Source organism: Horticoccus luteus (genome assembly GCF_019464535.1).
Classification (GTDB): Bacteria; Verrucomicrobiota; Verrucomicrobiia; order Opitutales; family Opitutaceae; genus Horticoccus; species Horticoccus luteus.
The window spans coordinates 3595431-3620788 of the sequence record NZ_CP080507.1 but is presented as its reverse complement, the minus strand read 5'-3'; the positions used below and the strand labels follow the sequence as shown (position 1 = coordinate 3620788).

23 protein-coding genes and 3 tRNA genes are annotated in these 25358 nt (G+C 63.3%); 3 read left to right on the top strand and 23 right to left on the bottom strand.

Annotated elements, in window-relative coordinates; translation table 11 throughout:
* Positions 1-107 precede the first annotated feature (107 nt).
* The 8 genes from K0B96_RS14740 to K0B96_RS14705 form a co-directional block, all read right to left on the bottom strand.
* Positions 108-1484 (bottom strand): glycoside hydrolase family 28 protein, encoded by a 1377-nt coding sequence (locus K0B96_RS14740; RefSeq protein ID WP_220161644.1) that lies wholly within the window; start codon positions 1482-1484, stop codon positions 108-110.
* Between the two features lie 22 nt (positions 1485-1506).
* Positions 1507-2727 carry a DUF4861 family protein gene (locus tag K0B96_RS14735; RefSeq protein WP_220161643.1) on the bottom strand — a complete coding sequence of 407 codons (1221 nt, stop codon included), beginning with the start codon at positions 2725-2727 and terminating at the stop codon, positions 1507-1509.
* A gap of 51 nt (positions 2728-2778) precedes the next feature.
* Positions 2779-3546 (bottom strand): 2-dehydro-3-deoxy-D-gluconate 5-dehydrogenase KduD, encoded by a 768-nt coding sequence (gene kduD / locus K0B96_RS14730; protein ID WP_220161642.1) that lies wholly within the window; start codon positions 3544-3546, stop codon positions 2779-2781.
* A 4-nt stretch (positions 3547-3550) separates the two neighbouring features.
* A complete protein-coding gene (kduI, locus tag K0B96_RS14725) occupies positions 3551-4381 on the bottom strand; it encodes a 5-dehydro-4-deoxy-D-glucuronate isomerase (protein WP_220161641.1) in 831 nt (276 codons plus the stop codon).
* 36 nt (positions 4382-4417) lie between these two features.
* The gene (locus tag K0B96_RS14720) at positions 4418-7462 is read right to left on the bottom strand and encodes a DUF4838 domain-containing protein (protein WP_220161640.1); all 3045 of its coding nucleotides are present in this window, start codon (positions 7460-7462) and stop codon (positions 4418-4420) included.
* A 181-nt stretch (positions 7463-7643) separates the two neighbouring features.
* Positions 7644-8024: a VOC family protein gene (locus K0B96_RS14715; protein WP_220161639.1), complete on the bottom strand. Its 381-nt coding sequence runs from the start codon at positions 8022-8024 to the stop codon at positions 7644-7646.
* A 208-nt stretch (positions 8025-8232) separates the two neighbouring features.
* Positions 8233-9204: an amidohydrolase family protein gene (locus K0B96_RS14710; RefSeq protein WP_220161638.1), complete on the bottom strand. Its 972-nt coding sequence runs from the start codon at positions 9202-9204 to the stop codon at positions 8233-8235.
* A gap of 79 nt (positions 9205-9283) precedes the next feature.
* Positions 9284-10204 carry a hypothetical protein gene (locus K0B96_RS14705; RefSeq protein WP_220161637.1) on the bottom strand — a complete coding sequence of 307 codons (921 nt, stop codon included), beginning with the start codon at positions 10202-10204 and terminating at the stop codon, positions 9284-9286.
* Positions 10205-10647: 443 nt separating this feature from the next.
* Between K0B96_RS14705 and K0B96_RS14700 the strand changes: the two genes are divergently transcribed.
* The gene (locus K0B96_RS14700; RefSeq protein WP_220161636.1) at positions 10648-11763 is read left to right on the top strand and encodes a glycoside hydrolase family 88/105 protein; all 1116 of its coding nucleotides are present in this window, start codon (positions 10648-10650) and stop codon (positions 11761-11763) included.
* Between the two features lie 74 nt (positions 11764-11837).
* Here K0B96_RS14700 and K0B96_RS14695 read toward each other — a convergent pair whose 3' ends face one another.
* From K0B96_RS14695 to K0B96_RS14675, 5 genes are all read right to left on the bottom strand, one after another.
* Positions 11838-12785 carry a sugar phosphate isomerase family gene (locus K0B96_RS14695; protein WP_220161635.1) on the bottom strand — a complete coding sequence of 316 codons (948 nt, stop codon included), beginning with the start codon at positions 12783-12785 and terminating at the stop codon, positions 11838-11840.
* A 55-nt stretch (positions 12786-12840) separates the two neighbouring features.
* Positions 12841-13674: a class I fructose-bisphosphate aldolase gene (locus tag K0B96_RS14690; RefSeq protein WP_220161634.1), complete on the bottom strand. Its 834-nt coding sequence runs from the start codon at positions 13672-13674 to the stop codon at positions 12841-12843.
* A 124-nt stretch (positions 13675-13798) separates the two neighbouring features.
* Positions 13799-15187 (bottom strand): aspartate aminotransferase family protein, encoded by a 1389-nt coding sequence (locus K0B96_RS14685; protein WP_220161633.1) that lies wholly within the window; start codon positions 15185-15187, stop codon positions 13799-13801.
* A 27-nt stretch (positions 15188-15214) separates the two neighbouring features.
* A complete protein-coding gene (locus K0B96_RS14680) occupies positions 15215-16219 on the bottom strand; it encodes a helix-turn-helix transcriptional regulator (RefSeq protein ID WP_220161632.1) in 1005 nt (334 codons plus the stop codon).
* Positions 16220-16223: 4 nt separating this feature from the next.
* A complete protein-coding gene (locus K0B96_RS14675) occupies positions 16224-17006 on the bottom strand; it encodes a DeoR/GlpR family DNA-binding transcription regulator (RefSeq protein ID WP_220161631.1) in 783 nt (260 codons plus the stop codon).
* Positions 17007-17132: 126 nt separating this feature from the next.
* On the opposite strand from K0B96_RS14675, the gene K0B96_RS14670 reads away from it, so the two are divergent.
* Together K0B96_RS14670 and K0B96_RS14665 are read left to right on the top strand one after the other, a co-directional pair.
* Positions 17133-18467, top strand: coding sequence for a hypothetical protein (locus K0B96_RS14670; RefSeq protein WP_220161630.1), 1335 nt, complete (start codon positions 17133-17135; stop codon positions 18465-18467).
* A 12-nt stretch (positions 18468-18479) separates the two neighbouring features.
* Positions 18480-19793, top strand: coding sequence for an FGGY-family carbohydrate kinase (locus tag K0B96_RS14665; RefSeq protein ID WP_220161629.1), 1314 nt, complete (start codon positions 18480-18482; stop codon positions 19791-19793).
* A gap of 68 nt (positions 19794-19861) precedes the next feature.
* On the opposite strand, the gene K0B96_RS14660 is transcribed toward K0B96_RS14665, so the two are convergent.
* The 10 genes from K0B96_RS14660 to K0B96_RS14615 form a co-directional block, all read right to left on the bottom strand.
* A complete protein-coding gene (locus tag K0B96_RS14660; protein ID WP_220161628.1) occupies positions 19862-20398 on the bottom strand; it encodes a hypothetical protein in 537 nt (178 codons plus the stop codon).
* 12 nt (positions 20399-20410) lie between these two features.
* Entirely contained in the window at positions 20411-20953 is a 543-nt protein-coding gene (locus K0B96_RS14655; RefSeq protein WP_220161627.1) for a hypothetical protein, read from the bottom strand.
* Between the two features lie 14 nt (positions 20954-20967).
* The gene (locus tag K0B96_RS14650; protein WP_220161626.1) at positions 20968-22374 is read right to left on the bottom strand and encodes a tetratricopeptide repeat protein; all 1407 of its coding nucleotides are present in this window, start codon (positions 22372-22374) and stop codon (positions 20968-20970) included.
* A gap of 7 nt (positions 22375-22381) precedes the next feature.
* Positions 22382-23032 (bottom strand): energy transducer TonB, encoded by a 651-nt coding sequence (locus tag K0B96_RS14645; RefSeq protein ID WP_220161625.1) that lies wholly within the window; start codon positions 23030-23032, stop codon positions 22382-22384.
* 16 nt (positions 23033-23048) lie between these two features.
* Positions 23049-23483 carry an ExbD/TolR family protein gene (locus K0B96_RS14640; RefSeq protein WP_220161624.1) on the bottom strand — a complete coding sequence of 145 codons (435 nt, stop codon included), beginning with the start codon at positions 23481-23483 and terminating at the stop codon, positions 23049-23051.
* Positions 23484-23519: 36 nt separating this feature from the next.
* Positions 23520-23936 carry an ExbD/TolR family protein gene (locus tag K0B96_RS14635; protein WP_220161623.1) on the bottom strand — a complete coding sequence of 139 codons (417 nt, stop codon included), beginning with the start codon at positions 23934-23936 and terminating at the stop codon, positions 23520-23522.
* Between the two features lie 55 nt (positions 23937-23991).
* Entirely contained in the window at positions 23992-24651 is a 660-nt protein-coding gene (locus K0B96_RS14630) for a MotA/TolQ/ExbB proton channel family protein (RefSeq protein ID WP_220161622.1), read from the bottom strand.
* A gap of 255 nt (positions 24652-24906) precedes the next feature.
* A tRNA-Gln gene (locus K0B96_RS14625) sits at positions 24907-24980 on the bottom strand.
* Between the two features lie 46 nt (positions 24981-25026).
* A tRNA-Thr gene (locus tag K0B96_RS14620) sits at positions 25027-25101 on the bottom strand.
* 48 nt (positions 25102-25149) lie between these two features.
* Positions 25150-25224 (bottom strand) — tRNA-Lys (locus K0B96_RS14615).
* Between the last annotated feature and the right edge of the window lie 134 nt (positions 25225-25358).

Here is a 25358-nt window from a genome sequence, read left to right as displayed (position 1 = left end):
AAGTTTGGAGGCGTGATTCGGTGTGAGGCAAGTGCGACGCCGACGCGCCGCCGCCGGAGATAAATGAGACGTGAGCGCGCAGCCGCCCGCGCCCAGCCGGGCGACGATCAACGACGAATCGGGATCGCCGCGGGCTCGATCGTGACGTGGCGCCAGTCGATGTGGCCGGCGTGGACGACGTATTCCGCAGCAGTGACGCCGCGAAAGGTGCAGTCGCGAATAAAGATGTCTTCGATCGTGGCGCCGGCAAAGCCGGCGATCCAGAGCACGCGGGGACTGGAGGTGCTCGTGATGCGGTCGAGGTGGATGTTGCGCACGGTCGGCGGATGCTCGCCGGCGGCGCCTTCGCCGTAGAGGAGATCGACCGTAAGAATGGCTTCGGCCACCTGGCCGACAGTCACGCGCCGCATGAAGACGTTTTCAATCACGCCGCCGCGCTGGGCGTTGGATTTGAGGCGAAGGGCGCGGTCGAGTGACGGGCTGTCCATCACGCAGTCCTCGACGAAAACGTTGCGACAGCCGCCGGATACTTCGCTGCCGATGACCACGCCGCCGTGGCCGTCCTTCATCGTGCAACGGCGCACCACGATGTTTTCGGAGGGCAGGCCGACGCGGCGGCCGTCGGCGTTGCGGCCGGATTTGATGGCGATGCAGTCGTCGCCGGTGTCGAAAACACAGTCTTCGATCAGGACATCGCGCGAGGATTCGGGATTGCAGCCGTCGTTGTTGGGTCCGTGCGAATCGATCTTCACGCCGCGCACGGTGACGTTGGTGGAGAGCACGGGATGAATTTCCCACATGGGCGAGCGGATGATTGTCACGCCCTCGATCAGGACATTCCGGCAGCGATAAGTCTGGATGAAGTTGGGCCGCAAGAAATGGCCGTCGCCGAAAATCCGTTGTGTGACGGGCACGCCTTGTTCGCCCAAAGCGACGAGGGCGTCGCGGGCAGCCTGTTGCGGGCGGAGGCCCTCGGCGGAGCGGTTGACCCAGCGCCACCACGTGTCGTCGCTCGCCTGACCGTCGAGAGTGCCGGTGCCGGTGACGGCGATGTTTTCCTGCTCGAACGCGTAGATGAGCGGCGAATGGTTGAGGCACTCGATGCCTTCCCAGCGCGTGAACACGAGGGGATAGGCGGTCGGGTCGGTGGAAAACCGCAACGTCGCGCCGGCGGAAACGTGGAGGTTGACGCCGCTGCGGAGATGGATCGCACCGGTGAGCCAGAGGCCGGCGGGCACGACGACGCGGCCGCCGCCGGCCGCCGAGCAGGCGGCGATGGCCGCGCGCAGAGCGGCGGTGGCATCGAGGCCGGGCCGCGCACCGAACTCGGTGATCGGAAAATCGCGCGCCGGAAATTGCGGCGCCGAGATCCGCGCGAGGACCGCGGGCAGGTCGTCCCAGCCGGCGGCGAGGAGTGAGGGCGCTGCGAGATTGACGCCAGCGAGGGTGAGCGCGGCGAGGAGAAGACGGCGTAGGGCGATCAACGCGCGGAAAGGTGAGGGCGCGTTAGCGCGTGCTGAGCGCGACGCGGACCGGTGAGGCGAGGCGCGCGGACTCGGCGGTGAGATACGATTTCCACGCGGCGGCGTCGGTGATTTCACCGGCTTCCGACCACGCGCCGCCGACGTAGTAGCGCAACGGGGCGCCGGGCTTGGCATGCGCGAGCACGAGCAGGTTGCGGGCGTCTTCGGCGAAGCCGGCGAAATCGCCGGGCGGCACGATGATGCCGGTGGCCATGCCACCGTGGATCTTTTGCGCGAGCCATTGGGCGAGCACGCCGGTGTCGGCGTCCTGCGTAAGGGTCACGGTGGGATCTTCGCCCTTGTCGCTGGGCGTTTTATTCAAGCCGATGGCGACGGTGAGCGGAGCGGTGGAATCGCCGGTGACGGTGAAGGTGCTGTCGATCTGGTCGAGGTAATGCCCGGCATCGACGGTGAAGCGCTTGGTCTCGGCGATCTGGCGGCCGTGGGCGTCCCACGCGTCGTAGGTGAGTTCGAAGATCGCACGCACGGGGCCGTTGGCGAGGACGGTCCACGTGCGGTAGTTGCGGCCGATGGCGAGTTCGTGTCCGTCCCAGATGCCGGTGCCGCCGCAGCCGCGCGTGGTGCCGACGTTGTAGAGATCGGCGCCTTCGCCGAGGTCGAAGTGGTGATAGTAGTCGTGGCCTTTGTTATACCAGCGATCGACGACGGGGTAGGAAACGCGTTTCACCCAGAGGTCGACGCCGCTGGTGACGAGCACTTCCTTGCCGGAGCCGGGCGCGGCGGGTGCGGCGAGCGCGGGGCCGTAGATGCGATGGGCGACTTTGTCGTTTTCCCATGCAAAGTCGTCGAGGCGTTCGGGCACGTAGCGGGCGAAGACTTTGGTCGGGAAGAGGGGGGCGTTGGCGGCGATTTTCTCGACGGTGAACGTGGCGGACTTTTCGCCGGGCGCGAAGTCGTGCTGGAAGAGCAGTTCGCCGTAGGCGCCGCCGTCGCGTTGCGGGTCCTTGGCGGTGGGGTTGATGTTGGTGACCTGGTAGGGCAGCACGTGGCCGGCGGCATCCTTGACGGCGAGATGATACATCATCGCGTGCGGCAAGGCGCGGTTCACATCGGCCCACGGCACGGAGATCGTTTCGGCGGGGCGGGCGACGGCGAGATCGTGGGTGACAGTCACGACGAGCTGGTCCGCGGCGGACAGCGCGGCGGGGGCGGCGAGGGCGAGGAGGAGGGGGAGCAGTTTCATGGGGCCGAAAAGGGGCCCGCGCCACAGACGGAGGCGGCGCGGGAGGGAGGGTTAACGGGCGAGCCAGCCACCGTCGACGGCGAGCACGTGGCCGTGGAGGTAGTCGGACGCGGAGGAGGCGAGGAAGACGACGGCGCCAGCGAGATCGCCCGGCTCGCCCCAACGCCCGGCCGGGATGCGGTCGAGGATGGCGCGGTTGCGCGCGGGATCGGCGCGGAGCGCCTCGGTGTTGTCGGTCGCCATGTAGCCCGGCGCGACGGCGTTGATGTTGATGCGGTGCGCCGCGAGTTCGTTGGCCATCGCGCGGGTGATGCCGGCGAGGGCGCTTTTGGCGGCGGTGTAGGACACGACGCGCACGCCGCCTTGGAACGACAGCATCGAGGCGATGTTGACGATTTTGCCGGGCTGGCCGGCGCGCACCCAGCCGGCGGCGAAGCGCTGGCTCAGGCGGAAGGCGGCGGAGAGGTTGACGTTGAGGACGTCGTCCCAGTCGGTCTCGCTGAATTCCAGGACCGACGCGCGGCGGATGATGCCGGCGTTGTTCACGAGGATGTCGGCGCGACCAAAGTCTTTGAGCACGGCGTCGTGAATGCGCGCGGCGGCATCGGGTGCGCCGACGTCTTCGGCGAGGCGGAGGCTGCGGCGGCCGAGGGCGGCGATGGCCTGCTCGGCGGCGGAGACATCGCCGCGGGCGACGAGGGCGACATCGGCGCCGGCTTCCGCGAGGGCGACCGCGATGGCGGCGCCGAGGCCGCGCGAGGCGCCGGTGACGACGGCGACCTGGCCGGCGAGGCTGAAGCGATCAAGAATTCCGCTCATGGGGTCAGCGAATGAGGGCCGGATCGACGGGATCCATGTCGGCGAATTCCTGGTTCTCGCCGCCCATGCCCCAGATGAAGGAATAGTGGACGCTGCCGGCGCCGCAGTGAATGGACCACGGCGGCGAGAGGACGGCCTGGCGGTTGCGGAGGCGCAGATTGCGAATGCCATCCGGACGGCCGACGTAGTGTTTCACGAAGCCGGTGGGCGGAAGATCGAAATAGAGATACACCTCGGAACGCCGGAGGTGGGTGTGCGGCGGCATGGTGTTCCACTTGCTGCCGGTCTGAATCATCGTGAGGCCCATGACGAGCTGGCAGCTTTTCACGCCGGCGGGATGGATGTATTTGTAGAGGACGCGGCTGTTTTTATCGGTCGCGGAGCCGAGGGAGACGCCGGGCGCATCGGCGTGTTTTACGTGTTGGGTCGGATACGCGGTGTGCGCGGGATAGCTGAGGAGATAGAAGTGCGCGGGCCGGCCCTTCTCCGTGGAATGGAAAACGACCTGCTGCGCGCCGCGGCCGATATAGAGGCAGTCGTAGCGCGCGAGATCGTAGCGCGCGCCGTCGACTTCCACCGCGCCGGCGCCGCCGATGTTGATGACGCCGGTTTCCCGACGCTCGTTGAAGTAGGTCGCGGCGAGCTCCTTTGGGCACGGCAGCGTGAGGGGGCGGGTTGTGGGCACGATGCCGCCGAGCACAGTGCGATCGGTTTCCCAATAGCTAAACGTGGCTTTGCCCCGGACGAAGAGCCCGTCGACGAGAAAATCGGATTTGAGTTTAGCGGGACTCGAGCCGGCATAGGCTCGAATATCGATCGCAGGTAGCAGGTTCATAAAAGGGAGGGTGAATGATAAAGGCGGCGCGTGCAATCACTCGACTTCAACGCGCAAGAAGAGGCGCGGCGAGCTGGTGCGCACGGTGTAGGTGGTGACCGGGGTCACGGCGGCGATATCGACGGAGATGGGTGTCCACTGGCCGCTTTGCAAATCGGTGGTGGTCATCAGGCGGTAGGTTTTGCCGGCGACGCCGGGCCATTGGAGAACGATGTCGCCCTGGGCGTTTTTGATCATGCTGGTGATGCGCAGGCGGGAGTTCGGGTCGTTGGGGTCGGTGCCGGCGAGGAACTCGTCGTGGTCGGTCACGCCGTCGCCGTCGGTGTCGGACGTGGCGTTGGCGGTGGTGAGATTGCCGAAGTGGGCGAGTTCCCACGCGTCGAGAATGCCATCGCCATCGGAGTCGGCGCTCGGGCTGAGTTTATAGGAAGCGTCGACGCGGGTGTCGGCGGCGGGCATCGCCAGCGTGGTGTTGGCGGAGGTCGGACTGAGGAGGCCGGCGGTATCGCCCACCCAGCGGTCGAAGATGTAGTTGGCGGGCGCGGGGTCGGCGGAGAGGGCGACGAAAGAGCTTTCGCCGTAGTAGCCATCGCCGGTGCCGGAGCCGACGACGAGCAGGTGCTCGGTGGTCGCGCGAGTGGCGCTTTCGGCGGGGCCGGTGTCGGTGGGGGCGAGGGAGAAGGCGGCGTTGTTGGTGAGAAGAATGCGGTCGAGCACGACGCCGTCCTCGCGCATCCAGACGTTGAACGTGTGAACGCCGATGGTGGTGATGTTGATGGTGGCGCGGCCCGCGGTGCCGGTGTTGGTCCACGTCCACGCGCCGGAGGTGTTCTGCAGATTCTTCGCGGTGATGGCACCGTCGAGGCCGATGTTGACGGAGTCGTCGGCGGCGGCGAGGGCGGGGAGGCGGACCCAGACATACCACGTGCCGGTGCTGCGGAAATCGACGGTGAAGTCGAGGCGGGGCGTGCTGGTGGTTTCGTTGGCGGCGGCGCCGGCGTTGGGCAGGGCTTGCACGGCGGTGCCGATGGCGCCGGGCGTGGTGGTGTTGTCCTGCCAGGCGACGCCGGCGAAGGTGCCGGTGCCGGCGGTGCGTGCGGTGGCGTGTTCGGCTTCGAGCACGACCTGGCCGCCGGAGTCGATGAACGCACCGGCGTTGGAGCCGTAGCCGATGGTGGGCGTAGCGAGCACGGCGGTCCAGAGGCTGGTGAGGCCGGCGCCGTAGCCCTCGCGATCGATCAGCCATTCGCGCCAGAGGGCGAAGGTGCTGGCGGTGGCGTTGCGATAGGCGAGGAGGGCGCGGAGGGCGACGGTCTTCTTGGTCGTATCGGTCAGGCGAAGGGCTTGCGCGGTGAGACGGCCGTGGATGCAGGCGATGCGGAGAAAGGCGATGCGGTCGCGGGCGGCGGTTTCGCCGGCGCCGAGTTGGGCGACGGCATCGTCGAGGATTTTTTCCGCGCCGTCGAAGGCGGCATCGGTGTAGGTCGCGCCATACGCCGCCATGCCGGTGGACCAGCCGAGGATGTCGGTGTTGCCTTGGTCGGCCTGGTTATAAATGAAGTTTTCCCAATAGCTGAAATAGTCGCGCATGCGGCCGGCGGCGCGGCCGAAGCCGGAGCAATATTCATCCATGATCTGGTCAATCGTGATGGTCGGCTTGGACATCAGTCGGGCGACCATATAATAATATAGCCCAAAGTTGGAGTAGCTGCCGGCGGAGCTATCGGAATCGAGGCCGAGCAGATAGCCGCCGGCGAGCATGTCGCGAAAGTGGTTGCCCATGCGGTAGGTGGGCCAGAAGGGGCCGGCGTGCGCGGAGAGCATCCAGTTGGGCCGAAGATACATTTGGGTGCAGCCGTGGGCGATCCAGCCGAGGACGTCGGCTTCGGTGTCGGCGATCTGCGATTTGACGGTATCGCTCGCCGCGCCGGGGATGTAGGCGAGGGCGACGTTGTCGGGGACAGTGGCCATGATCGGCGCTTTGCGGTAAACGTCGTAGGCGTAACCGTAGAGGATGGTGTCGGGGCGGATGGCTTTGATGCGGTTGGCGAGCTCGGTATACCAGCGGGCGTAGCGATCGCTGAGCAGCGCGGAGCTATCGGAGTTGATGATGCTGGCGGGCTGGGACGGGTAATCCCACGCGAGGCACTCGGGGCAGACGCAGAAGTTGCGACTGTCGTTGGGGCAGACGTTGAACGTGCTGGGTTTGCCGAGGTTGATCCATTCCTGGACTTTGGCGGCGATCGTGGCGTCGCCGGAGACGTGGAGTTTGACGCGGTCGGCGGCGGGCTTGGGCTGGGAACCGGAATAGAGGACGGCGAAATACTCCGGGTGCGTGGCGCCATAGGTCGCCCACCACTTCGTTTCCGAGTGACCGAACGAGAGATTTTTGCGGGTGCCCATGCGCATGCGGCGTTGCCAGAGGAGCTCTTCGTTGCCGAGTTGGAGGCGCGTGGCGGCATCGGTGGGCACGGCGGGAATCGTGAGCGCGGTGCCGACGTAGGAGGACGCGCCGCCGGTGTAGAAGCCGTCGCGCGGGTTGCGGAATTTGCGCTGCACCATGTTGGGTCCCGTGGTGAGATCGGTCGCGGGCACGATGATGGTTGGTGTGGGCGGCGCCACGATGCCGAGGTCGCCGGGCCAGAGCCAGCGGACGCCGAGGATTTCGTTGAGCAGATGATAAACGCCAAAGAGGTTGCCGGGCTGACAGCCGGAGAGATCGGTGTAGTTGGTCGAGCCGGTGTCCTTGCCGACGATGTAGAGGTTGGTGCCGACCGTGCGGATGGTATAAAACTCCGCCGTGGAGGGAGCGGCGACGCCGGTGCCGAGGTAGATCAGGCTCTTGCCGTTGTAGTGGGATTCCTGGCCGACAAAATCGATGGGCACGAGCGCGCCCGACATGATCTGCAGATGCTTCTGCAGTTCTTGGGCGGCGAGCAGCACAATGGCGCTGCGGTTGGTGGCCGTGAGGATGACGGAGGTGGGTTGCCCGTCGTGCGTGAGCGTGACCTGGCTGCGCGCGGCGCGAACAAAGAGGAGGGCGGCCATCAGCGCGCACGAGAGCTGCAGGAGGCTGCGCATCCGATGACGAAGAAAAAGAGCTTTAGGACCTGCGGTCGGCAGCGAGACGGAAAGGGGCAGCATAACCGACACGGTGCGGGCTCGCCGGAGCGCAGCCAACGCAATTGGCAGCGCATTTTCGCGACGCCGATGAAATATGCTTGGCCGCACCCTGCGGCGCGGACACCGGCGGCATGCGCGCTTAAAACGGGCGGGCGCGCTGGCAGAGTTGCAGGGGCACACCCCACGGATCGCGCAGCATCACGAGTTGGGAACCGTCGGGCTGCGGTTCATCGAGGAAATGCGTCGCGCCTGCGGCCTCGAGGCGGCGGCGGTCGGCGTGCGCGTCGGTGGACACGACGGCGAAGTGGAAACAGAGCGGGTGGGCGGCGGCGTAATCGGGCACGGCGGCTTGGGGATTCGAATACAACTCTACGACCACCCGGCCGGTATCATCGGCCAGGAAGTGGGTGTAGGGCGCGTCCACGCGGCTGCGGGCAACGGAGAAGCCGAGATGTTGCACGAGCCAGCGAGCGTGGGCGCGCGCATCGGCGACGTTGAGGGCGAAATGTTCGAGTTGCATGGCGAGAGCAGGAATGCCGTGGCGCGGAGGGTTAAGCGAGGTGAAGCGGCCGGCTACTCTGCGACGCTGCGAAACGGCGAAGCGCGCAGCGGAGCGGAGGAGAGGGTGGCTGCGGGCGACCTCGCGAGGGAATCGTGGCCGTCCACAGCGCGAGCTGCGCGCCTCGCGGGGAGGCTGCCGCCGGGGCGGTCGTCACGCGGGAACGCGGTCAGCGGTTGAGAATCGCCGGTTCCTTGAGTTGGAGCAACGCGAGGAGGTTGTCGTGCGCGATTTTTTGCCGCAGGGATCCCGGCAGTGCGCGCAGGCAATCGACTTCTTCCTTATAGCTGGAGCGCAGCGAGATGCTGCTCGTTTTGGTGTTTTCGATAAAGGTTTCGAAGGGCGTATCGGAGCCCCAGAGCAGTTTATCGGGATAGGTTTCCGCGAGCGCGTGGAGGACGCTCGTCGGATCCCGGTAATCGGCCGCGAAACGGCGTTTCTCAGCGGCGACGAACGGCAGGCCAAGGGCGGCGCCCTGACAATGGATGCGATGGGCGGAGCAGTCGAACCAAGTGTTGGGCAACTCGGCGACGCGGTCGAGGTAGGGACGATCGAAGCGGCAGGAATGCGCGAGGCAGAATCGCACGGTCGGCGTTTGTTCGGCGATGCGCAGCAGGAGGCCCGCTTCGGACCACGGATCATTGGCGATCACACTGGAGTGAATCAGGAACGGCAGGTTCAACTCTTCGGCGAGTTCCAGGAAGCAACGGCCGGTGGTGAGCAGGGCGCCGCAATCGGCCTGGGTCATGGTGGCCTGGATTTTCAGGCCGTAGAACGGATAGTCGCGATGCAGCGCACGCAGCGTGGCGGCTTGCGCCTCGGGCTCGCGCATGGGATCGAGGATGGCAAACGGAAGCGTGAAGCGGCCGAGGTCGGGAAATTGATCGTAGATCTCGCGCAGCATGCGCTCGTTTTCGAAGGCGTAAGGAATCTTCTCCGGGCCGCCCGGCTTCAGCTCGCCACGCCGCATGGCGCCGAGGTCGAACCACGTGTGCGCAACCATCGGAAAGACCACCCACCGATCAATGCCTTGGCGGCGGCCTTCCGTGACCAGCGCAGGCAGGTCCTGCGCATACGGGTAGAAGCCGTTAAAGTAGAAGAAGAGGTCAGCTCCGATGTGGTTGTGGCAATCGATCAACATAGGGGAAAATTTCAGCGGTGGAGGCGGGCGGTTTCGACCGCGGCAGGGCGGGCGCTGGCACGCGATGGGCGGAGCGACGTCACTTCTCCTTCTTGGCCGGTGGCGTTTTGGTGGCGGAGGAGGCGCTCTCGTCGACCATGATCGTATCGCCGATCTCGACGTGGGAATCGCGCAGGATGTGGCGGGAACCAATCTCCGGTTCGGTCGTTTCGTGGCCGAGGAACTGGGCGCCGCTCGCAATGAGCGGTTGCATGGTTTGATCGAGGGCGAGGCCATCGGCGGCGGCCGTCATGGTGGTGCGCCAGACGAGCTTGCGATCCTTGCGGGCGAAGGCGCGGTAATCGTAGGCGGAGGCCACGATATAATAAATGTTGTCCGCGGCTTGATCCGTGAGGAATTCCATTTTCTCGACGTTGTTGTGCTGTCCGGCGCCCCAGAGAATGGTGTTGTTGACTTCGTCGGCGAGCGTTTTGCCGCCGATCAAGAGCGCCCGTTCGGTCATGTTTTTGCGCATCAACTCAGGGAAGTCGTGCGCCGTCTCATCGTCCGGCCGATTGTGCGAACCCCAGAAGTAATTGATCAGGAGGGTGGGCTCATGGGCGGGCGGATCGGCCGCGATGAAGCCGTTTTGGCGAAGCGCTTTGATCAAGGCGGCGTGCATGGTTTCGGCGCCGGGTGGCTTTTCGCGGGCGACACTCCAGCCCAGTTGGCGAAAGCCCGCATCGTGCAAAACGTAATAAACGGGATGCTCCGGTGTGGCCGCAGGGAGCGTGTGACCGTAGGCGGTATATTCCGTATTGAACGTCATGTCCATATACGGATTCTTCTGCAGTGATTTCGGGAGGATATTGAAGACGAAATCCCCGGTTTTCGCGAGGCGGGGAGACCGGCCGGACGGCGGCGTGGCGGGCGCGGCGGCGAAGGCGACGGAGGCCAACACGCCGAGAGCGATGGAGAATCGGCAGGCCGGAACGCGAAGCGGGCGAAGGACCGAGATCATGGCGGGAAGAGTTCAAACCAAGGCTGGGATCGGAAGGCGGACGGGGCGACAAGCGCCGGGTATCCACTCCGAAGACCGGCGTCCGCGGCGGAGGGCAGCGGGACGGTCCGCGACAAAGACGGCGGCCGCGGGCGGGCGTTACCGGATTCGCCGTCCGCGGAAGGGAAAGGCTCGGATAAGGCGCGCGGAAAAGACGGAGGCATGAGATATCCGGACGGCAGAAGCCGAGGTTCGGACGAACGAAGATATCCGCACCGGCGGAATAAACCGCCAACGCAATTTAGGCCGCATCTTAGTCCGGGGGACGAAAAATGCTGGTTGTTTTCCTGCGCAGGTTTGCCCCTCGGAGTTTTCGGTCCGCGCGGCGCGAAACGCGTGGTTTGAGGGAGGCCGAGAGCCGAATGTGTTCGCTTCGCCGACGGAAGCGTTCGTAGAAGCCCGCGATGATCAGCCTGCGTTATCTTGGACTCGTGTTACTCGGTGTGGTGAGTGCCGGCGTTTGTTCGGCCGGAAGTTTTGGCGACTGGCCAAAGGGTGCGTCGCCGGATGAAGTGGGTCATCGCGTCGCGGAAAACTATCTCGCGCGGCCCTACCAATTGTTTGGGCCGCAGCGGGTGATTCACTACGTGGAAACCTGCACGTGGATCGGTTCGCTGCGGTTTGCGCGCGATGCGGGCGATCGCGCCCTGCATGAGCGCCTGGTGCGGCGCTTCGATCCGTTGCTGGGCCCCGCGCGCATCCTGATTCCGCCGGCGCTGAACGTCGATTACACGGTCTTCGGCGCGGTGCCGCTGGAGTTGTATATGGAGACTCGCGACCAGCGTTATCTGGCGCCGGGGTTGACGCTGGCGGATCAGCAATGGGCGACGCCGACGGATGAAAGCAAACTCAGCCCGGAAGCGAAGGAAGGGGTCGCGGCGGGGCTGAGCTGGCACACGCGTTTCTGGGTGGATGACATGTATATGATTACGATGCTGCAAACGCAGGCGTATCGTGCGACGGGCGAGAAAAAATATATTGATCGTGCGGCGGCGGAAGCGGTCGCGTATCTGGACAAGCTGCAACAGCCGAACGGACTCTTCTATCACGCGCCGGATGTCCCGTTCTTTTGGGGGCGCGGCAACGGCTGGTTCGCGGCGGGCATGTCGGAGTTGCTGTCGGCGTTGCCGGCCGAGAATTCGCAGCGCGCCCGCATTCTGGTGAGTTACCAGCGCATGATGGCGACGTTGTTGAAGAGGCAGGACCAGAGCGGAATGTGGCACCAGTTAATCGACGATCCGGCATCGTGGGAGGAATCGTCGGCGACGGGGATGTTCACGTTTGCGTTCATCACCGGCGTAAAAAACGGCTGGTTGGACGAAGCGACGTATGGTCCGGCGGCGCGCCGGGGGTGGCTCGCCTTGGTGGCGCGGATCGACGAGCAAGGGCGGGTGCGCGATGTGTGCTCGGGCCTGAACAAGGCGAACGACCGGCAGCACTACTTTAACGCGGTGCGGCTGGTCGGCGATTTGCATGGGCAGGCGCCGATCATGTGGTGCGCGGATGCATTGATGCGCTGATCCAAACGCAGCGCGACCCGGGACGAATCCCGGGTCGCGGAGGGAAGCGGGGCGCGTGCGGCGACCGGCGCGAATCAGTAGCCCTTGTCCCAGCGCGGCTCGATGTTGGCGGCGGCGGACTCGGAAACCCAGACGTCGGTGCGCAGCGTTTGCAGAATGGACTGCGGGACGAGCGGGGTGACGGGGCCGTGCAGGCAGAGCCGGGTCGTAAGGCGCTGCCACGAGGCGAAGGAGCCGTCGATCGTGATGGCGTGAATATCGATGCGGTTTTTCGCCGCGATGACTTCGGCCGGACCGATCGTGGCGGCCATCGGGGGGACGGCGGCGAGATCGCCGCTCATGCCGAAGCTGCCGTGGAGGGAGTTTTGCGCGATGGTGAGCGGATGCAGCGTGCAGACGCGCGGCCCCATTTGCTTCCATTCGGCGAGACTGGCCGCCTCGAACTCGGGAGCGCACGGATCGATGAACGCAAGATGGCCGGCCCAGCCCGGGCCGCTATATACAATATCGGCTCCGCCGAGATCGGCGATCATCTTCCCGTAGGATTTGATATTCTTGTTGGTCGGGCCCTGCACGTTTTTCTCCGGCGGACGGAGCTTCGCATCGATTCGCGACCAGAAGTATTTCTTGAACGCGTGCATGAACCCGAACTCCCATGATTCCGGTGCGATCTCGCCCTTTTCGTTCGCATACTCGTCCATGTTGAACGTGTAGAGGCGGCGGCAATCGACGCGGAATTTGTTGATGAGGTAGGCGAGCTTGACGTAGTTCGGCCACGGATTGGGCATGATCATGACCAGCGGCTGGCCCGCATCCATCGCAGTTTTGATGCGGTGAAACATCTCTGTCATCCAGAGAAACTCGACGTCGGCATCCGGGATCACCGAGATTTTGAACTCGGGATTCGCGTGCTTGGTGATGTTTTCTTTTTTAATCTTTCGGACGCGCGCAATGGCTTTGAGGTCCCGAAAGGGCACGAACTGCGCGGGCGCGTAGGAAAAGGGAGCCGGCTTCGTTTTCATAGAGAATAGGGAGGGTGAGATTCGGAGGTAAAGAGGAGGTGGCCGAGTGCTGTGGTCAGCGGGTGACGAGCGCGAGCGCGGCGTCGACGCTGAGGTTGTCGTGCACCATGCCCATGAGGGCTTTGGTGATCGCGGCCGGGTGCGGATGCTGAATGATGTTGCGACCATACACGATGCCGGAGGCACCTTGCGCGAGCAGGGCGGCGGTGCGTTCGAGGATGACGCGATCGCTGACTTTGCCGCCGCCGCGCACAAGCACAGGGAGGCCGCTCGCGGCCTCAATGACGCGGTGGTAGAGCGTCACGTCGTCGGTCGGATCGGCCTTGATGAGATCGGCGCCGAGTTCCGCCGCCTGGCGAACCAAGGGGATGATTTTCTTCTCATCACCGTCGACCATATAACCGCCGTGGGTGGCGTTGGGTTGGAAGACCAACGGCTCAACCATCATGGGCATGCCGTAGCGCTCGCAGGCGGGTTTCAGGCGGAGAATGTTTCGCACGCATTCCTCGCCCACCTCGGGTTCATTGGGAATTTGAAAGAGGTTGACGCACAGGCAGGCGGCGTCGAGGCGGACGGCTTGCTCCACGGCGTCCTCGATCATGAGGCTGTAGGGTTTGCGTGGCAGCGTCTTGCCGTAGACGTTGGCAACGTCGACGCGCAGGACGAGGGAGGGCTTGAAACGGCCGGGGTGCTTTTGGAGGTGGCGGGCCTGGCCGACGGTGAGTTGCACGGCGTCGGGCGCCGCTTCGACGATGACGGAGACGGCGCGATCAATGTCTTCAATGCCGCCGAGGAAGGCGGCTTCGTTGAAGAAGCCGTGGTCGATCGCGACGTCGAAGCAGCGGCGGGATTTCGGATTGAAGAGGCGGTTAAGGCGATAGGAGGTCACGGGAAGCAGTGAAGAGAAGGCGGGAGGGTGAACGGTCGGCCGCGGCGGATTCTCCGACGGCGGGTCGTGGCTCCTCCGTGGCGCGAGCTGCGGTGGAGGAGCAAAACGGCGGGGAGAACGAGCGTCAGGCGAACCCGAGTTCGCGGGCTGTTTCGCCGATGGCTTCGTCGATCATGTCGAGGCCTTTGAGGAGAGTGTCCTCATCCATAACGATCGGCGGGCTCATGCGCAGAATGTGGCCGGCCGGGATCCACGCGAGGCCTTTGCGGAAGGCTTTTTGGTAAACCATCGTGCCGGCGCGATCGAACGGCGTTTTCGCGGCCCGATCCTTGACGAGTTCAATGCCCATGAGGCAGCCCTTGGCGCGGACATCGCCGATGATTTTGTGCTCCGCCTGCATACGTTGCATGCGCCGCAAAGCGACCGCACCGAGGTGCTCCGCGTGGGCGAGGAGGCCTTCGTCTTCGATGACCTCGGTGGCGGCGAGGGCCGCGGCGCACGCCATGGGATTGCCACCGTAGCTGCTCGAGGCGGAGATGGTCTCGAAGCTCTCTTTATAGCATTCGCGGACCGCCACGCAGGTGACGGGAAAGCCGTTGCCAAAGCCTTTGCCGAGGGTGACGACGTCGGGAATGACGCCCCAGTGCTCCAGGCAAAGCCATTTGCCGGTGCGGCCCCAACTGGTGAGCACCTCGTCGGCCATGAGGAGGATTTTGCGATCGTCGCAAAACTTCCGGATCTTCGGAAAAAAGTCGTCGGGAGGAATGATCGAGCCGCCCCAGCCCTGGATGGGTTCGAGCACCAGACCGGCGACGGAGCCGACGGTGGCGCGCTCGAGATACTGATCGTAGAACGCGATATATTGATCGGTATCGATGGTGCCATCGGTTTTCGTCCAGATCGGCCGATAGGGATCGGGGCGCGGGACCATGTGGGCACCGGGCGCGCGGACTGCGCCGTAAACATGAGAGCGGATTTGGCCGAGGGAAACGGCGCCGTAGGTCTTGCCGTGGAAGTCGCCGAAGCAACTCACGGTTTCGTGTTTGCCGGTGGCGGCGCGCAGGACGCGAATGCCGGCCTCCACGGCGGCGGTGCCGCAGTCGTAGAGTTGAAAACCGTTGAGATCACCGGGGAGCACCTCGGCGAGTTTCTCCATCAGCCGCATCTTGATCGGCGTGGTGAAATCGTGGGCGTTCATGAGCTGCGAAGCCGCGGCCGAGATCGCCTCCGTGATCTTGGGATGACAGTGGCCGAGGGTGGTGACGTAGATGCCGGAGGAAAAATCGATATAGCGGTTGCCGTCGACATCCTCGAGCACGCAGCCTTGCCCGCGTTCGAAGGCGACGGGGAAGAGCTTCACTTGGCCACTGAGCCCTTTGAAATATTTAGTGCAGCGCTCGTGATAGGATTTGGAGAGCGGTCCGGGCGGCGGCACGGGCAGGTGCGGCACACGGTCGAGGTCGACGCGTGCCCAGTCTAACGTGGAAGGAAGGGTATCCGCAGTGGGTTTCATTACTCAGCGATTCTGGATGTTAAAAAGTTAAGCACCGGTCGAGGTCGCGCAGGCGGCATCGAGACGGGAGGGTAGTTTGCCCGTGTATTTACGGAACGCGCGGCTGAAGTCATGCGGGTGGCGGTAGCCGAGGTGGTAGGCGACCTCTTTCACGGTGACTTCCTTGCCCGCGAGCATCCGCTCGGCTTCGCGACGGCGCAGTTCGGCGATCGTCTTCATGACCGTAGAGCCGAATTGCTCGCGGAAGAGGCGGCGCACGGTCGCCGGAGAAACACCGAGAAAATCAGCGAGCCGGGCGAGGGGTTGGCGGGTGGCGAGATGGGCTTCGATCCAGCGCACGGCGCGGGCCACGATCTCCTTGCGGGGATCGCAGGCGCTGCACTCGCTGATGCGCACGACCAAGGCTTCGAGCAGCGCATGCAGGCCCATCAGCGCGGTGTCGGAGCATGAGTCGCCGCGGTGCACTTCGGCGCGCGTGAAGGCGTGCAGTTGGCGCAATTCCGCCAGTTCGGACGGGGCCAGGGTGAAATGTTTGACGGCGTCGGCTTGCGCTTGGGCGATCGCGGGATGAATCGGGCGGCGCCAGCGCCATTCGAGCATCTTGGTGGTTTGCGCCGGATCGTCGCGCCAAGTGAAGGGGCGGCCGGGACCGATCAAGACGAGAGCGGGCGCGCTGATCTGTTCGGAGCGGCCCTTCATGACGAGCGTGGGCGCCCCTGATTCGATGACGGCGTAAACCCATTCATCCGACTGGCGGACGGCGGGGGCGTGTTCGGAGAAATTGCGCAGGCCCCACCCGAGGAATTGAAGGGAGGCGGCGGAGTGAGCCGGGGCAGCCCAGAAGGCGTGGTCCGGTGCGCGCGAGGCGGTGCTCGGAAACCGTGTTTCGCGAGCGGGCGTGAAACGCGTGATGTTACTCGGGCTCGCGTTGTCGGAGCGGCTGGGTCCGAGCACGGTAAGGGGACGATGCGGGGCGAAATAGTCCCGGCCATCTTCGAGGGCGGGGCAGGGGTCGAGGGCAACAGAGCTCATGTGGTCAGCGGACGGGGGATACGGTTACGATCTTAACGCCTAACGAAGAAAAGCGCTTCAAGGCTGGGGCCGGGGCGCCGGTGTCGGTGATGAAAATGTCCACGTCAGCGAGCGAGCCGTTGCGCGCCAGGGCGGTGGAACCGATTTTGGAGTGGTCGGAAAGGAGGCAACTGCGGTCGGCCAGGCGGCGCATGAGGCGGTCGACCTTGGCGAGGCGGACATCGGAGTTGTAAATCGAACCATCGGGGCCGATGGCGTCGGCGCCTTGAAAAGCGATGTCGGCAGCGAAGAGCTCGAGGCTGTGCTCGGTGACGGGGCCAGTGAGGTCGGGGCTGCTGCGGCGGATGATGCCGCCGAGAAGGATCACCGAGACGCCGGGAGAATGTTGCAGTTCGGAGGCAACGGCGAGGCTGGGAGTAATGACCGTGAGGTCTTCGCCGTCCTTGAGCAGCGTGGCGAGTTCCAGCGTGGTGGTGCCGGTGTCGAGAAGCAGGCGCTGGCCGGGGCGCACGAGTTTGCGGGCTTCGGCGGCAATGGCGCGTTTGGCTGCGCGGTTGTGGGCGCGGCGGTCGCGGTAGTCGAACTCGAGCATCATGCGCTCGGTGAGCATCGCCCCGCCGTGGGTGCGTTGAATGTGGGACTTCTCCTCCAGCGCCGCGAGGTCGCGACGGATGGTCATCTCACTCACGTCGAAGGTCTGCGCCAGTTCTGAAATCGAAATGCCAGGCTGCACGGCAAAGCGGGCGCGGATCTGTGCTTGGCGGGCAGCGGAGGGGAGGTTCTTCACGCGGAGGCGAGAGTTCGGGGTCGTGTTACAAAATGTCAAGTTTTGTTAGATATGAACAAAAAACAACATTTACATGACAGGGTCTGCGCTCACGCTGGTCGCGCCCTCAGTCCCGGCCCTTGACTCATGACCTTAACGCGTTCCACGCCCGGATCGTTTGCCGGCGCCGTCACGATCGATATCACACCGCGCGAGCCGGTGTTTCTCTTCGGCTATCCGCATGTGCCGCGGATGAGCACGGGGGTGCATGATCCGCTGGAATGCGCTGCGTTGTTTCTGCAGGCGGACGGGCGGGCGGCGTTGTTCCTGGCCACGGATCTCATTTTCGTGCCGCGTCCGCTGGTGGAAGACGTGCGGCGGCGGATCAGTGCGGCGACGGGCGTGGAGGAAGGGGCGATACTTATTTCTGCTACGCACACGCACTCCGGGCCGTTGACAGCAGATCAGGTGGGCAATGCCGCCGATCCGGTGGTCCCGAAGGCTGACCAAGCTTACCTGTCGTGGTTGGGTGACCGGCTCGTGGATGCGGCGTGTCGTGCGGTGTCGATCGCAGTTCCGGCGGAAGTGGGGCGCGCGCGGGCTCAAGCCGAGGGCGTGGGCTCAAACCGCCACGATCCCGCAGGTCCGACGGATCCCGATGTCCCGATCTTGATCGCGCGGGATGCGCAGACGAAAGAGGTGCTCGCGTGCATGTTGGTTTACGGAATGCATCCCACGGTCTTGCACGAGGACTCGACGCTCTTTAGCGCAGATTTCCCGTTTTTCACCCGGCGCTTCCTGCAGGAGGACGTGTTCGGGAAGCGTTGCGTGGTGCTGTTTCACAATGGCGCCTCGGGCAACCAGAGTCCCCGCCACATGACGAAGGCCAACACCTTTGCGGAGGCGCAGCGACTCGGCGAGAATCTGGGACGAAGCGTGGCGGCGGCAGTGCAGGGGGTGGAGTTTGCGCCGTTGGCGTCCGTGCGGTATGCGCGAGCACACGTGGACCTCATCGCGCGAACTTTTCCGTCAGTCGCGGCGGCGCGAGAAAATGTCGAACGGGTGCGTGCGCGCTATCGGCGGTTGCAACAGGAAGGCGCCTCGCGGCAGAGCGTGCGCACGGCGGAATGCGACGTGTTTGGGGCGGAAGAGACGGCCGAACTGGCGCTGGCGGCGGAGAACGGCCAGCTGGCCGGGGCGATTGCGGCCTGCACGCCGGCGGAAATCCAGGCGGTCCGGCTGGATGGGTGGACCTACGTGGCGTGGCCCGGCGAGTTCTTCGTGGAGTTTGGTCTCGCGGTGAAAGCGCGCTCCGCCGACACGTTTCTCGTGACGATCGCCAATGGTGAGTTGCAGGGCTATATCGTGACGGATGAAGCCGTGGCGAAGGGCTATTACGAATCACTCAACGCGGTGTTCGCGGCTTCGAATGGGGCGCGTTTCGTCGAGGCGACAGCCGCGTTGGTGGCGCGATTGAGCTGAAAAGGTGCCCCCATGCCGCTGTTGCTAGGCCTCGATCTCGGCACCTCGTATTTCAAGGTGGGGCTGTTTGAGGCTGATGGGGCGATGCGTGGGCTCGGTCGGGTGCGAGTGGATAAACGCGCACCGGCGCCTGGTTGGAGCGAACTGCCGGTGGAGGAATTCTGGGCATTGTTGCGCAAGGCGCTGGGGGAAGCATTGGCGATGGCCGGCGCGGAGGCGGCCGAAATCGCAGGCGTCTCGTATTCGTCGCAGGCGAACACTTTCGTGCTTCTCGACGCGCAAGAACGGCCGCTGACGCCGCTGATATTCTGGACGGACACGCGGGGGGATCCATTGGCAGAAAACGCGGCGGCGTTCGGCCAGACAGAGGAGTTTCGCCGCCGTATCGGATGGGCGGGCGTCAACGCGCAGATGGCGGTCGCGAAATGGCGCTGGATGAAAACGCACCATCCAGCCACGTGGGGCCGCGTGGTGCGGGCGATGACGATTTCCGATTATCTGACCTGCGCGCTCACCGGAGAACGCGTCGGTGACAGCAGCACGGCGGCATTGCTGGGATTGTATGATCTCGGAACGAAAAGGTGGTGGCCGGAAGCGCTGGCGGCATTCGAGGTTGAGGAGAAGGTGTTATCGCAGCCGTTGGCTCCGGGCACGGGTGGCCTCGTCACGCGGAGCGCCGCACAAGAGCTTGTCGGGTTGCGGGCTGGTCTTCCCTTCGCGGTCGGTGCGCTGGATCACTACATGGCGGCGTTGGGCTCAGGTATCGAGGTGGTGGCCGACGTGAGCATTTCGACCGGGACGGTCCTCGCCGCGTTAACCATGGTCGATCGAGTCGAGCCGCTGCCGGGATGCTATTGCGGACCGGGCACGGGTGACCGGTTCTACCGGCTGGCCTTTGATCCGGACGGAGCGGGGCCGTTGGAAGCGTATCAACAGCAGCACTGCCCGGAGGTGCCGTTGGCAACGTTGCTCGCGGCGCAGGACGACAGCGGAGTGATTTTGGGGGCAAACCTCCGGCCGCATGCGTCGGCGCTGCGTGGCATGGCGGAGGCGATCGCAAACCGTCATGCCGAACTCGTGCGAACTGTCGTTCGCGAGAAGGTGCGGCGGGTGGTTGCAACAGGCGGTGGCGCACGCAGCCCGCTCCTGCTGCAAATCACGGCGAACGCGTTGCGCGTCCCCGTAGTCACCACGGATTGCCTGGAGCGGGCTTGCTTGGGGGCGGCGGCTTCTGCGGCGGTTGCAGCGGGCTGGTATGCGCGCATCGAGACGGCGCTTGCGGCGATGGTGCACGAAGCCCGCGAGTTTGCCCCGACGGATGCATAGGCCGCCTCCGCTCGGCCTGAGTAAAAGGCCAAAAAAAAACCCCGCTGGGCAGCGGGGTTTGAAACGGATCAGGACTTCGCCGGTGCAGGAGGCGCGGGCGGCTTGGCCATGGCGCTCTGTTCGGCGCGCTTGGCAATCATGTCGGTCATGCGCTGAATATCGAGTTCTGCCGTGCGCTTGTCGACGCGGGCGAGTTCCACCTGCTTGATGGCGGCCAAGTATTCAAGGTTGGCCGCTTCCTTGCTTTTCCGAAGCTGCACGAGCTGCTGTTGCAATTCGGCCACCGTCTTGGAGAGATTTTCGGCTTCCTTATTGTAGCCGTCGGTTTGGTCTTGGATATCCTTGCCGACCGCGGCCCATTTTTCGGCGCGCTCTTTTTCCTTCTTGGCTTCTTCGGCCGCGCGCTCCTCGGCGTGACGTTTAGCGTCCAAACGAGCCTTCTCTTCGATCTCGGCCTTGCGTTGGTCTTCCGCGACTTTGGCCGCGTGAGCCTTTTCAGCGATCTGGCGATCGCGTTCGGCAATTTTTTTGGTCGAGCCGAGGTAGAGGAAAATAAAGACCACCAGCATGCAGGCCGGGGCGATGAGGTAGAACCACTTTTTCATGGAAGATGCGGGTTAGGATTTTTCCTTCTGGGCACGGGCGGCGGCGCGCGCGGCAGCTTCGGCGGCAGCGTCGGCGGCGGCGATTTTGTCGAGGACAGCGCGATACTCCTTCACTTGGACTTCCGCTTTCTTCACGTAGTCGCGCAGGAAATTCTCCTCAGTGACGGCGTCCTTCTTGTCGTCCTGGATCTTTTCGATCGCCCGCTTCTCCGTCTCAATATCGCTTTTGAGTTTCGCTACCTGATCGGAGAATTTACGGCGCTCGGCGAAAGCTTTGTCGCGAGCCTGGAGGGCGAGTTCGCGCGCGTCCTTGTCGGCTTTGTCCTTTGCTTCCTTCGCTGCTTTCTCGGCCTTGCGGCGGTCGCTGGCGGCGACGGCTTCCTTGATGGCTTGCTCGCGATCGGCGGCTTCCTTGCGCAGCTTGTCCTCCTTCGCTTGGCGGATGACTTGTGCCTTGTGCGCCTCCACGGCAGCGTGCTTGGAATTAAAATTCCAATAGAGCGCGATGAAGACGATCAGCAGGAGCGTCGGGAAGATGAAATAGACTTTCTTCATTGGGCGTAAGTAAATTAGGGAGCTTTGGCCGATTCAGTCTCGGCGGCCTTGCTGGCTTCGCGGTCGTGAAGGACCTGCTGGATGGCTTGGCGGAGTTGCGGAAGTTGCTTGTCTGTCTTGGAGTCAGGCAGGGAGAGGGCTTTGTCGGCGGCGGCCAGCGCTTCGTCATACTTTTTGGCGTCGAACGCGAGATAAGCCATGAAGCCATAGACAGCGGCCGGCTTCTCGAGATTGCCCTTCTTGGTCGCTTCGACGAGGTAGTGGTACGCGTCTTCTGTCTTGTCCAAGCCGTAATAGATTTGGGCGATTTGGAAGTCGATCTGGCCGGCCTTGGGGAAGCGGCGCGATGCTTCTTTCAACGTGTCAATGGCCGCGGTCTCCCGATTGAGCTGCTGGTAGGAATACGCGAGAAGCTCCCAGTTCTTTTGCTCATTGTCGACGGAGCCGTCGCGCAGACCTTTCGCGAGGAGATCGGTGGCTTTGCCGTATTGGCCAATATTGAAGTAGATGCTGATCAGGTTGTAGTTATCCTTCGGCGTATCCATGATGCCGAGGGCCTGAGCCCGCTCGATCGTGTTGATCGCACGGACGTTGAACTCAAGAGCCCGCTCGGGATTCTTGTCGCCCGCCATGTTGAGATACGTGGTCGCCAATTGTTGCCAGTAGGTTTTGTTGGTCGGCACGCGCTTCACCAGAATCTCAAGGATGTCAGCGGAGGCGGCGAAATCTTGCTCCTGCTGCAGACAGGCGAGCAAAAGGATGTAGAAGGAATCCTTGGGGCGCGGGGAGAGACGCAGACCTTCCAGGCATTGGGCTTTGGCCTCGTCGAGCATCTTCTTGTCGACGTGCTGGGGGTCGGCGACCGCGCGGTTGTAGAGGATATTCGCGTAGAGCCCGATGGCGTCGTCGGTTTTCTTGGGCGTCGCTTCCAGCCAGCGTTTCAAATACTTCAGGGATTGTTCGAAATCCTTTTCCTGCTCTTCGTGGGAGACGTGAGGAGCGACCGCGGCTTGGTAGTAGAGCTGGACGAGGAAGTAGATGTTGGCGAGTTGAGACTGCTGGTCGAAGTAGTGCTTGGCATCGGCCAACTTTACGGCGGTTTCGATGGGCTCCAAGGCCTTGTCGTAATCGCCCTTTTGGAGATAAATTTTGCCGATGATGTCGGAGACCAGCGCGTAGTCGTAACTATCCGGCGGGACGGTTGAACGCAGCGCGTTAAGGATGGCGAACGCGCCGTCCCAGTTCTTCGCATCGACGAGACCCTGCAGCTTGGAGAGCTCCGAGGAGGTGCGTTCCGTCAACTGAGGGACTTCTCGCTCCTTTTCCTGCGCGAGCAGAGGGGCAGAGAGAGCGGCGAGAGTGGAGAGGAGTAGCGCACCCCTTAACCACCGGGCGGCGGGACGAGTAAGATGTTCGATCACGGGAGAATTAGTCGTCTAATTTGAACTCGATGGGAACCTGAAGGTGGGAGTACACCGCGCGGCCGTTTTTGCGGCCCGGGGTGAATTTCCACTTTGAGACCGCTTGGACGGCCGGTTGCTCGAATTCCCGTTGGGTGGAGCGAACGGCGAAGGCGTTTTGCACGTCGCCATGCGTGTCGACGATAAAGTCCACGACCACTTCGCCCGTAATTCCCGAGCGTTTCATTTCGAACGGATAGTTGGGAGCGACGCGGACCTTGGGAACCGGCGATTTGTCGAGTTTGGAAACGTCGAAAATCTCAATACCCTTGCCGAAGCCACCGGGGCGGCCTTGGGGAATGGTGATGACGCCGGTATTCGGCTTCAGCCCTTCCGGTGGGGGCGGTTGGATTTGTTGAACGAAGGCGTCGACCGGGACGATTTGCGGCACGTCGGCTTGCATGGGCGGCGCAAATTCGATGGGCGTCTGGGGCTCATCGTTGGGAATTTCCTCGGGTTCCTCCGGTTCGAGCGGCGGCATTTTCATCAGCTCGATGGTGGTGACTTCTTCCTTCGGCGGCGGGGCTTTGGTGCCGCCTTTGAACAATTGAGGAAGCCAGGCCACGCCGCCGTGAATGGCGAGGGAAAGGATAACACCGATTATGAGATCGCGGCGCATGGTGGAGATACGAGGATTAATGGCCGGTGCTGGAGACGCGCGTCTCGACGGAAACTTGCTGGATGCCAGCTTTGCGCACTTCGTCGAGGACTTGGACCGTGGGGCCGAATTTCGCCTTGTCATCGCCAGCGATGAGCACGCGGGGATTGGCGTTCTGGCTCATGTATTGGGTCAGGCGGGGCTCGATTTCACTGAGGTTGATGAGCTCGCGGTTCCAATAGCAGGTGCCTTGATCGGAAATCTGGAGACGGACCGGTTCGTCGTCTTTGTTGGGCGTCCGGTCATTGCTGGCGACGGGGAGATTGATCGGCACGGATTGAATCTTCGCGAGCGAGAGCGTGAACAATACAAAGGTGGCGAGAAGGAAGAAGATGACGTCGATGAGAGGGATGATCTCAATGCGTGCCTTCTTCTTGCCTTCGTCGAGTTTAACGCTGCCGCCTTCTGCCATGATGGGAAGTGATTAAAGGGTTGATCTACCGGGGGCTCAGGAACTCGGAGGACGCACCTTCGTCTCGACGAGCACCTTGCTGATACCGGCTTTGCGCACCTCGTCGAAGACGTAGATCGCTTGGCTGAACATGGCGTTTTCGTCGCCGTTAATCAAAATCTTCGGATGCAGGTCGGTCTTGTATTGAGCAAGGCGGGCCTGAAATTCATCCAGCGTCACCGGATCCTTGTCCCACGCGAGAGTGCCTTCCTGGGTGATGGTAATCGTGTGGGAACCCGTGGGATCGCGCGCTTCCCCGGTTTCTGAGCCGGGGAGGGAAACGGGCAGGCCCTCCGATTTGTTCAGTGACAGCGTGAACAAAACGAATGTAGCCAGCAGGAAGAAGATAACGTCAATGAGCGGAATGATCTCAATGCGTGCGCTTTTTTTGCCGCCACCGGAGGAGCCTGACATGGTGAGAAGGAGTCTGAGGGCTAACGATTACGCTGCTTCGTCCTTAGACGAAAATTCAGCGGACTTCGGTTTCCGACTTCTTGAGCAGAATCTCCAAGGCGTTCGAAGCGTCAGCGATGTTGTGCTTCGCGTTCTCGATCTGGGAGTTCATGATGTTGTAAGGGAAGAGGGCGAGGATGGCGATCGTAAGACCGCAGGCCGTCGCGATGAGCGCTTCGGCGACACCACCGGTGATCTGGCCGGCGGCGCTGGAGAGATCGCCGGTCATGCTGCCGAAGGTACGCATCATGCCGGTGACGGTGCCGAGCAAACCGAGGAGCGGGGCAGCGGTGATGACCGTATCGAGCGTGGCCAAACCTTGGCTGTAACGGTTGAGCTCCTGAGAGGACGCGCGGATGAAGGCGTTGGAGAGGGAGTGCTCACGGTGGCTGAGCGAGTAAACCAGGATGCGAGCGATGAAATCCTTGCTCTTGCGGCCGATGGCGAGTGCGCCTTCGACGTCGCGATTCTCGACGTGTTCGAGCATCTTTTGGACGACCTCGGGCTCACGGCTGGCATTTTCCCGGATCATGAACAGGATGCGCTCGATCACCACGGTGATCATGACAAACGAGACCAGCAGAATCGGCCACATGATCGGGCCGCCATTGTGAAACAACTCCATCGGAGTCTGGTCGCCGAGAAGAAATCCAATCGGGAGGGAGAGCGTAGTCATAGGAGATTTTGGTTACGATTAAGAAAGTTCAGCCAAGGGATTCTGGTGTTTCAGAGAGAAAGAGAGAGGGCAAGTGGTCCGTAAAAGGGCGCGATGCTCCGGCAATACGCTACCGCGAGGGCGGGTAACACAAGCGAGGGGTGCCGACGGCGCGGCAAGGAAGGCTCGGAGGGATCAAGGGGAGAGACGAGGGAGGAGCACTAGGTCTTCGCGGTGGTGGCCTGTCAACTTCGTTCCCAACTTTCCCCGTCTTGCTGGCTGCCCGACTAGGACTCGAACCTAGACAAAACGAGTCAGAGTCGTTTGTGCTACCATTACACCATCGGGCAGTGAGAAAGTTTGACGAAGCCAAGCGGCGAGACGGATGGCGGAAGCTGGAGCCGGCGACGGGAGTCGAACCTGCAACCGCCTGTTTACAAAACAGGTGCTCTGCCATTGAGCTACGCCGGCGAGGCGCACGCCATCTGACGCGTGAATAAGGCGACTGGGAAAAAACGTTGGTGGCTCCCCGGGGACTCGAACCCCGAACCAATTGATTAAGAGTCAACTGCTCTACCATTGAGCTAGGAAGCCAAAAATGGAACGTGAAAAACTTTCCAACGCTCCCTCCAAGTCAACACATTTGCACGGGAAAGACCTCGTGAGGTCCGGTGCCAGCAAGGCGGCAGGTGCAGGCGAAAACCGCGTGGCGAGACAGCGTCGGCCAC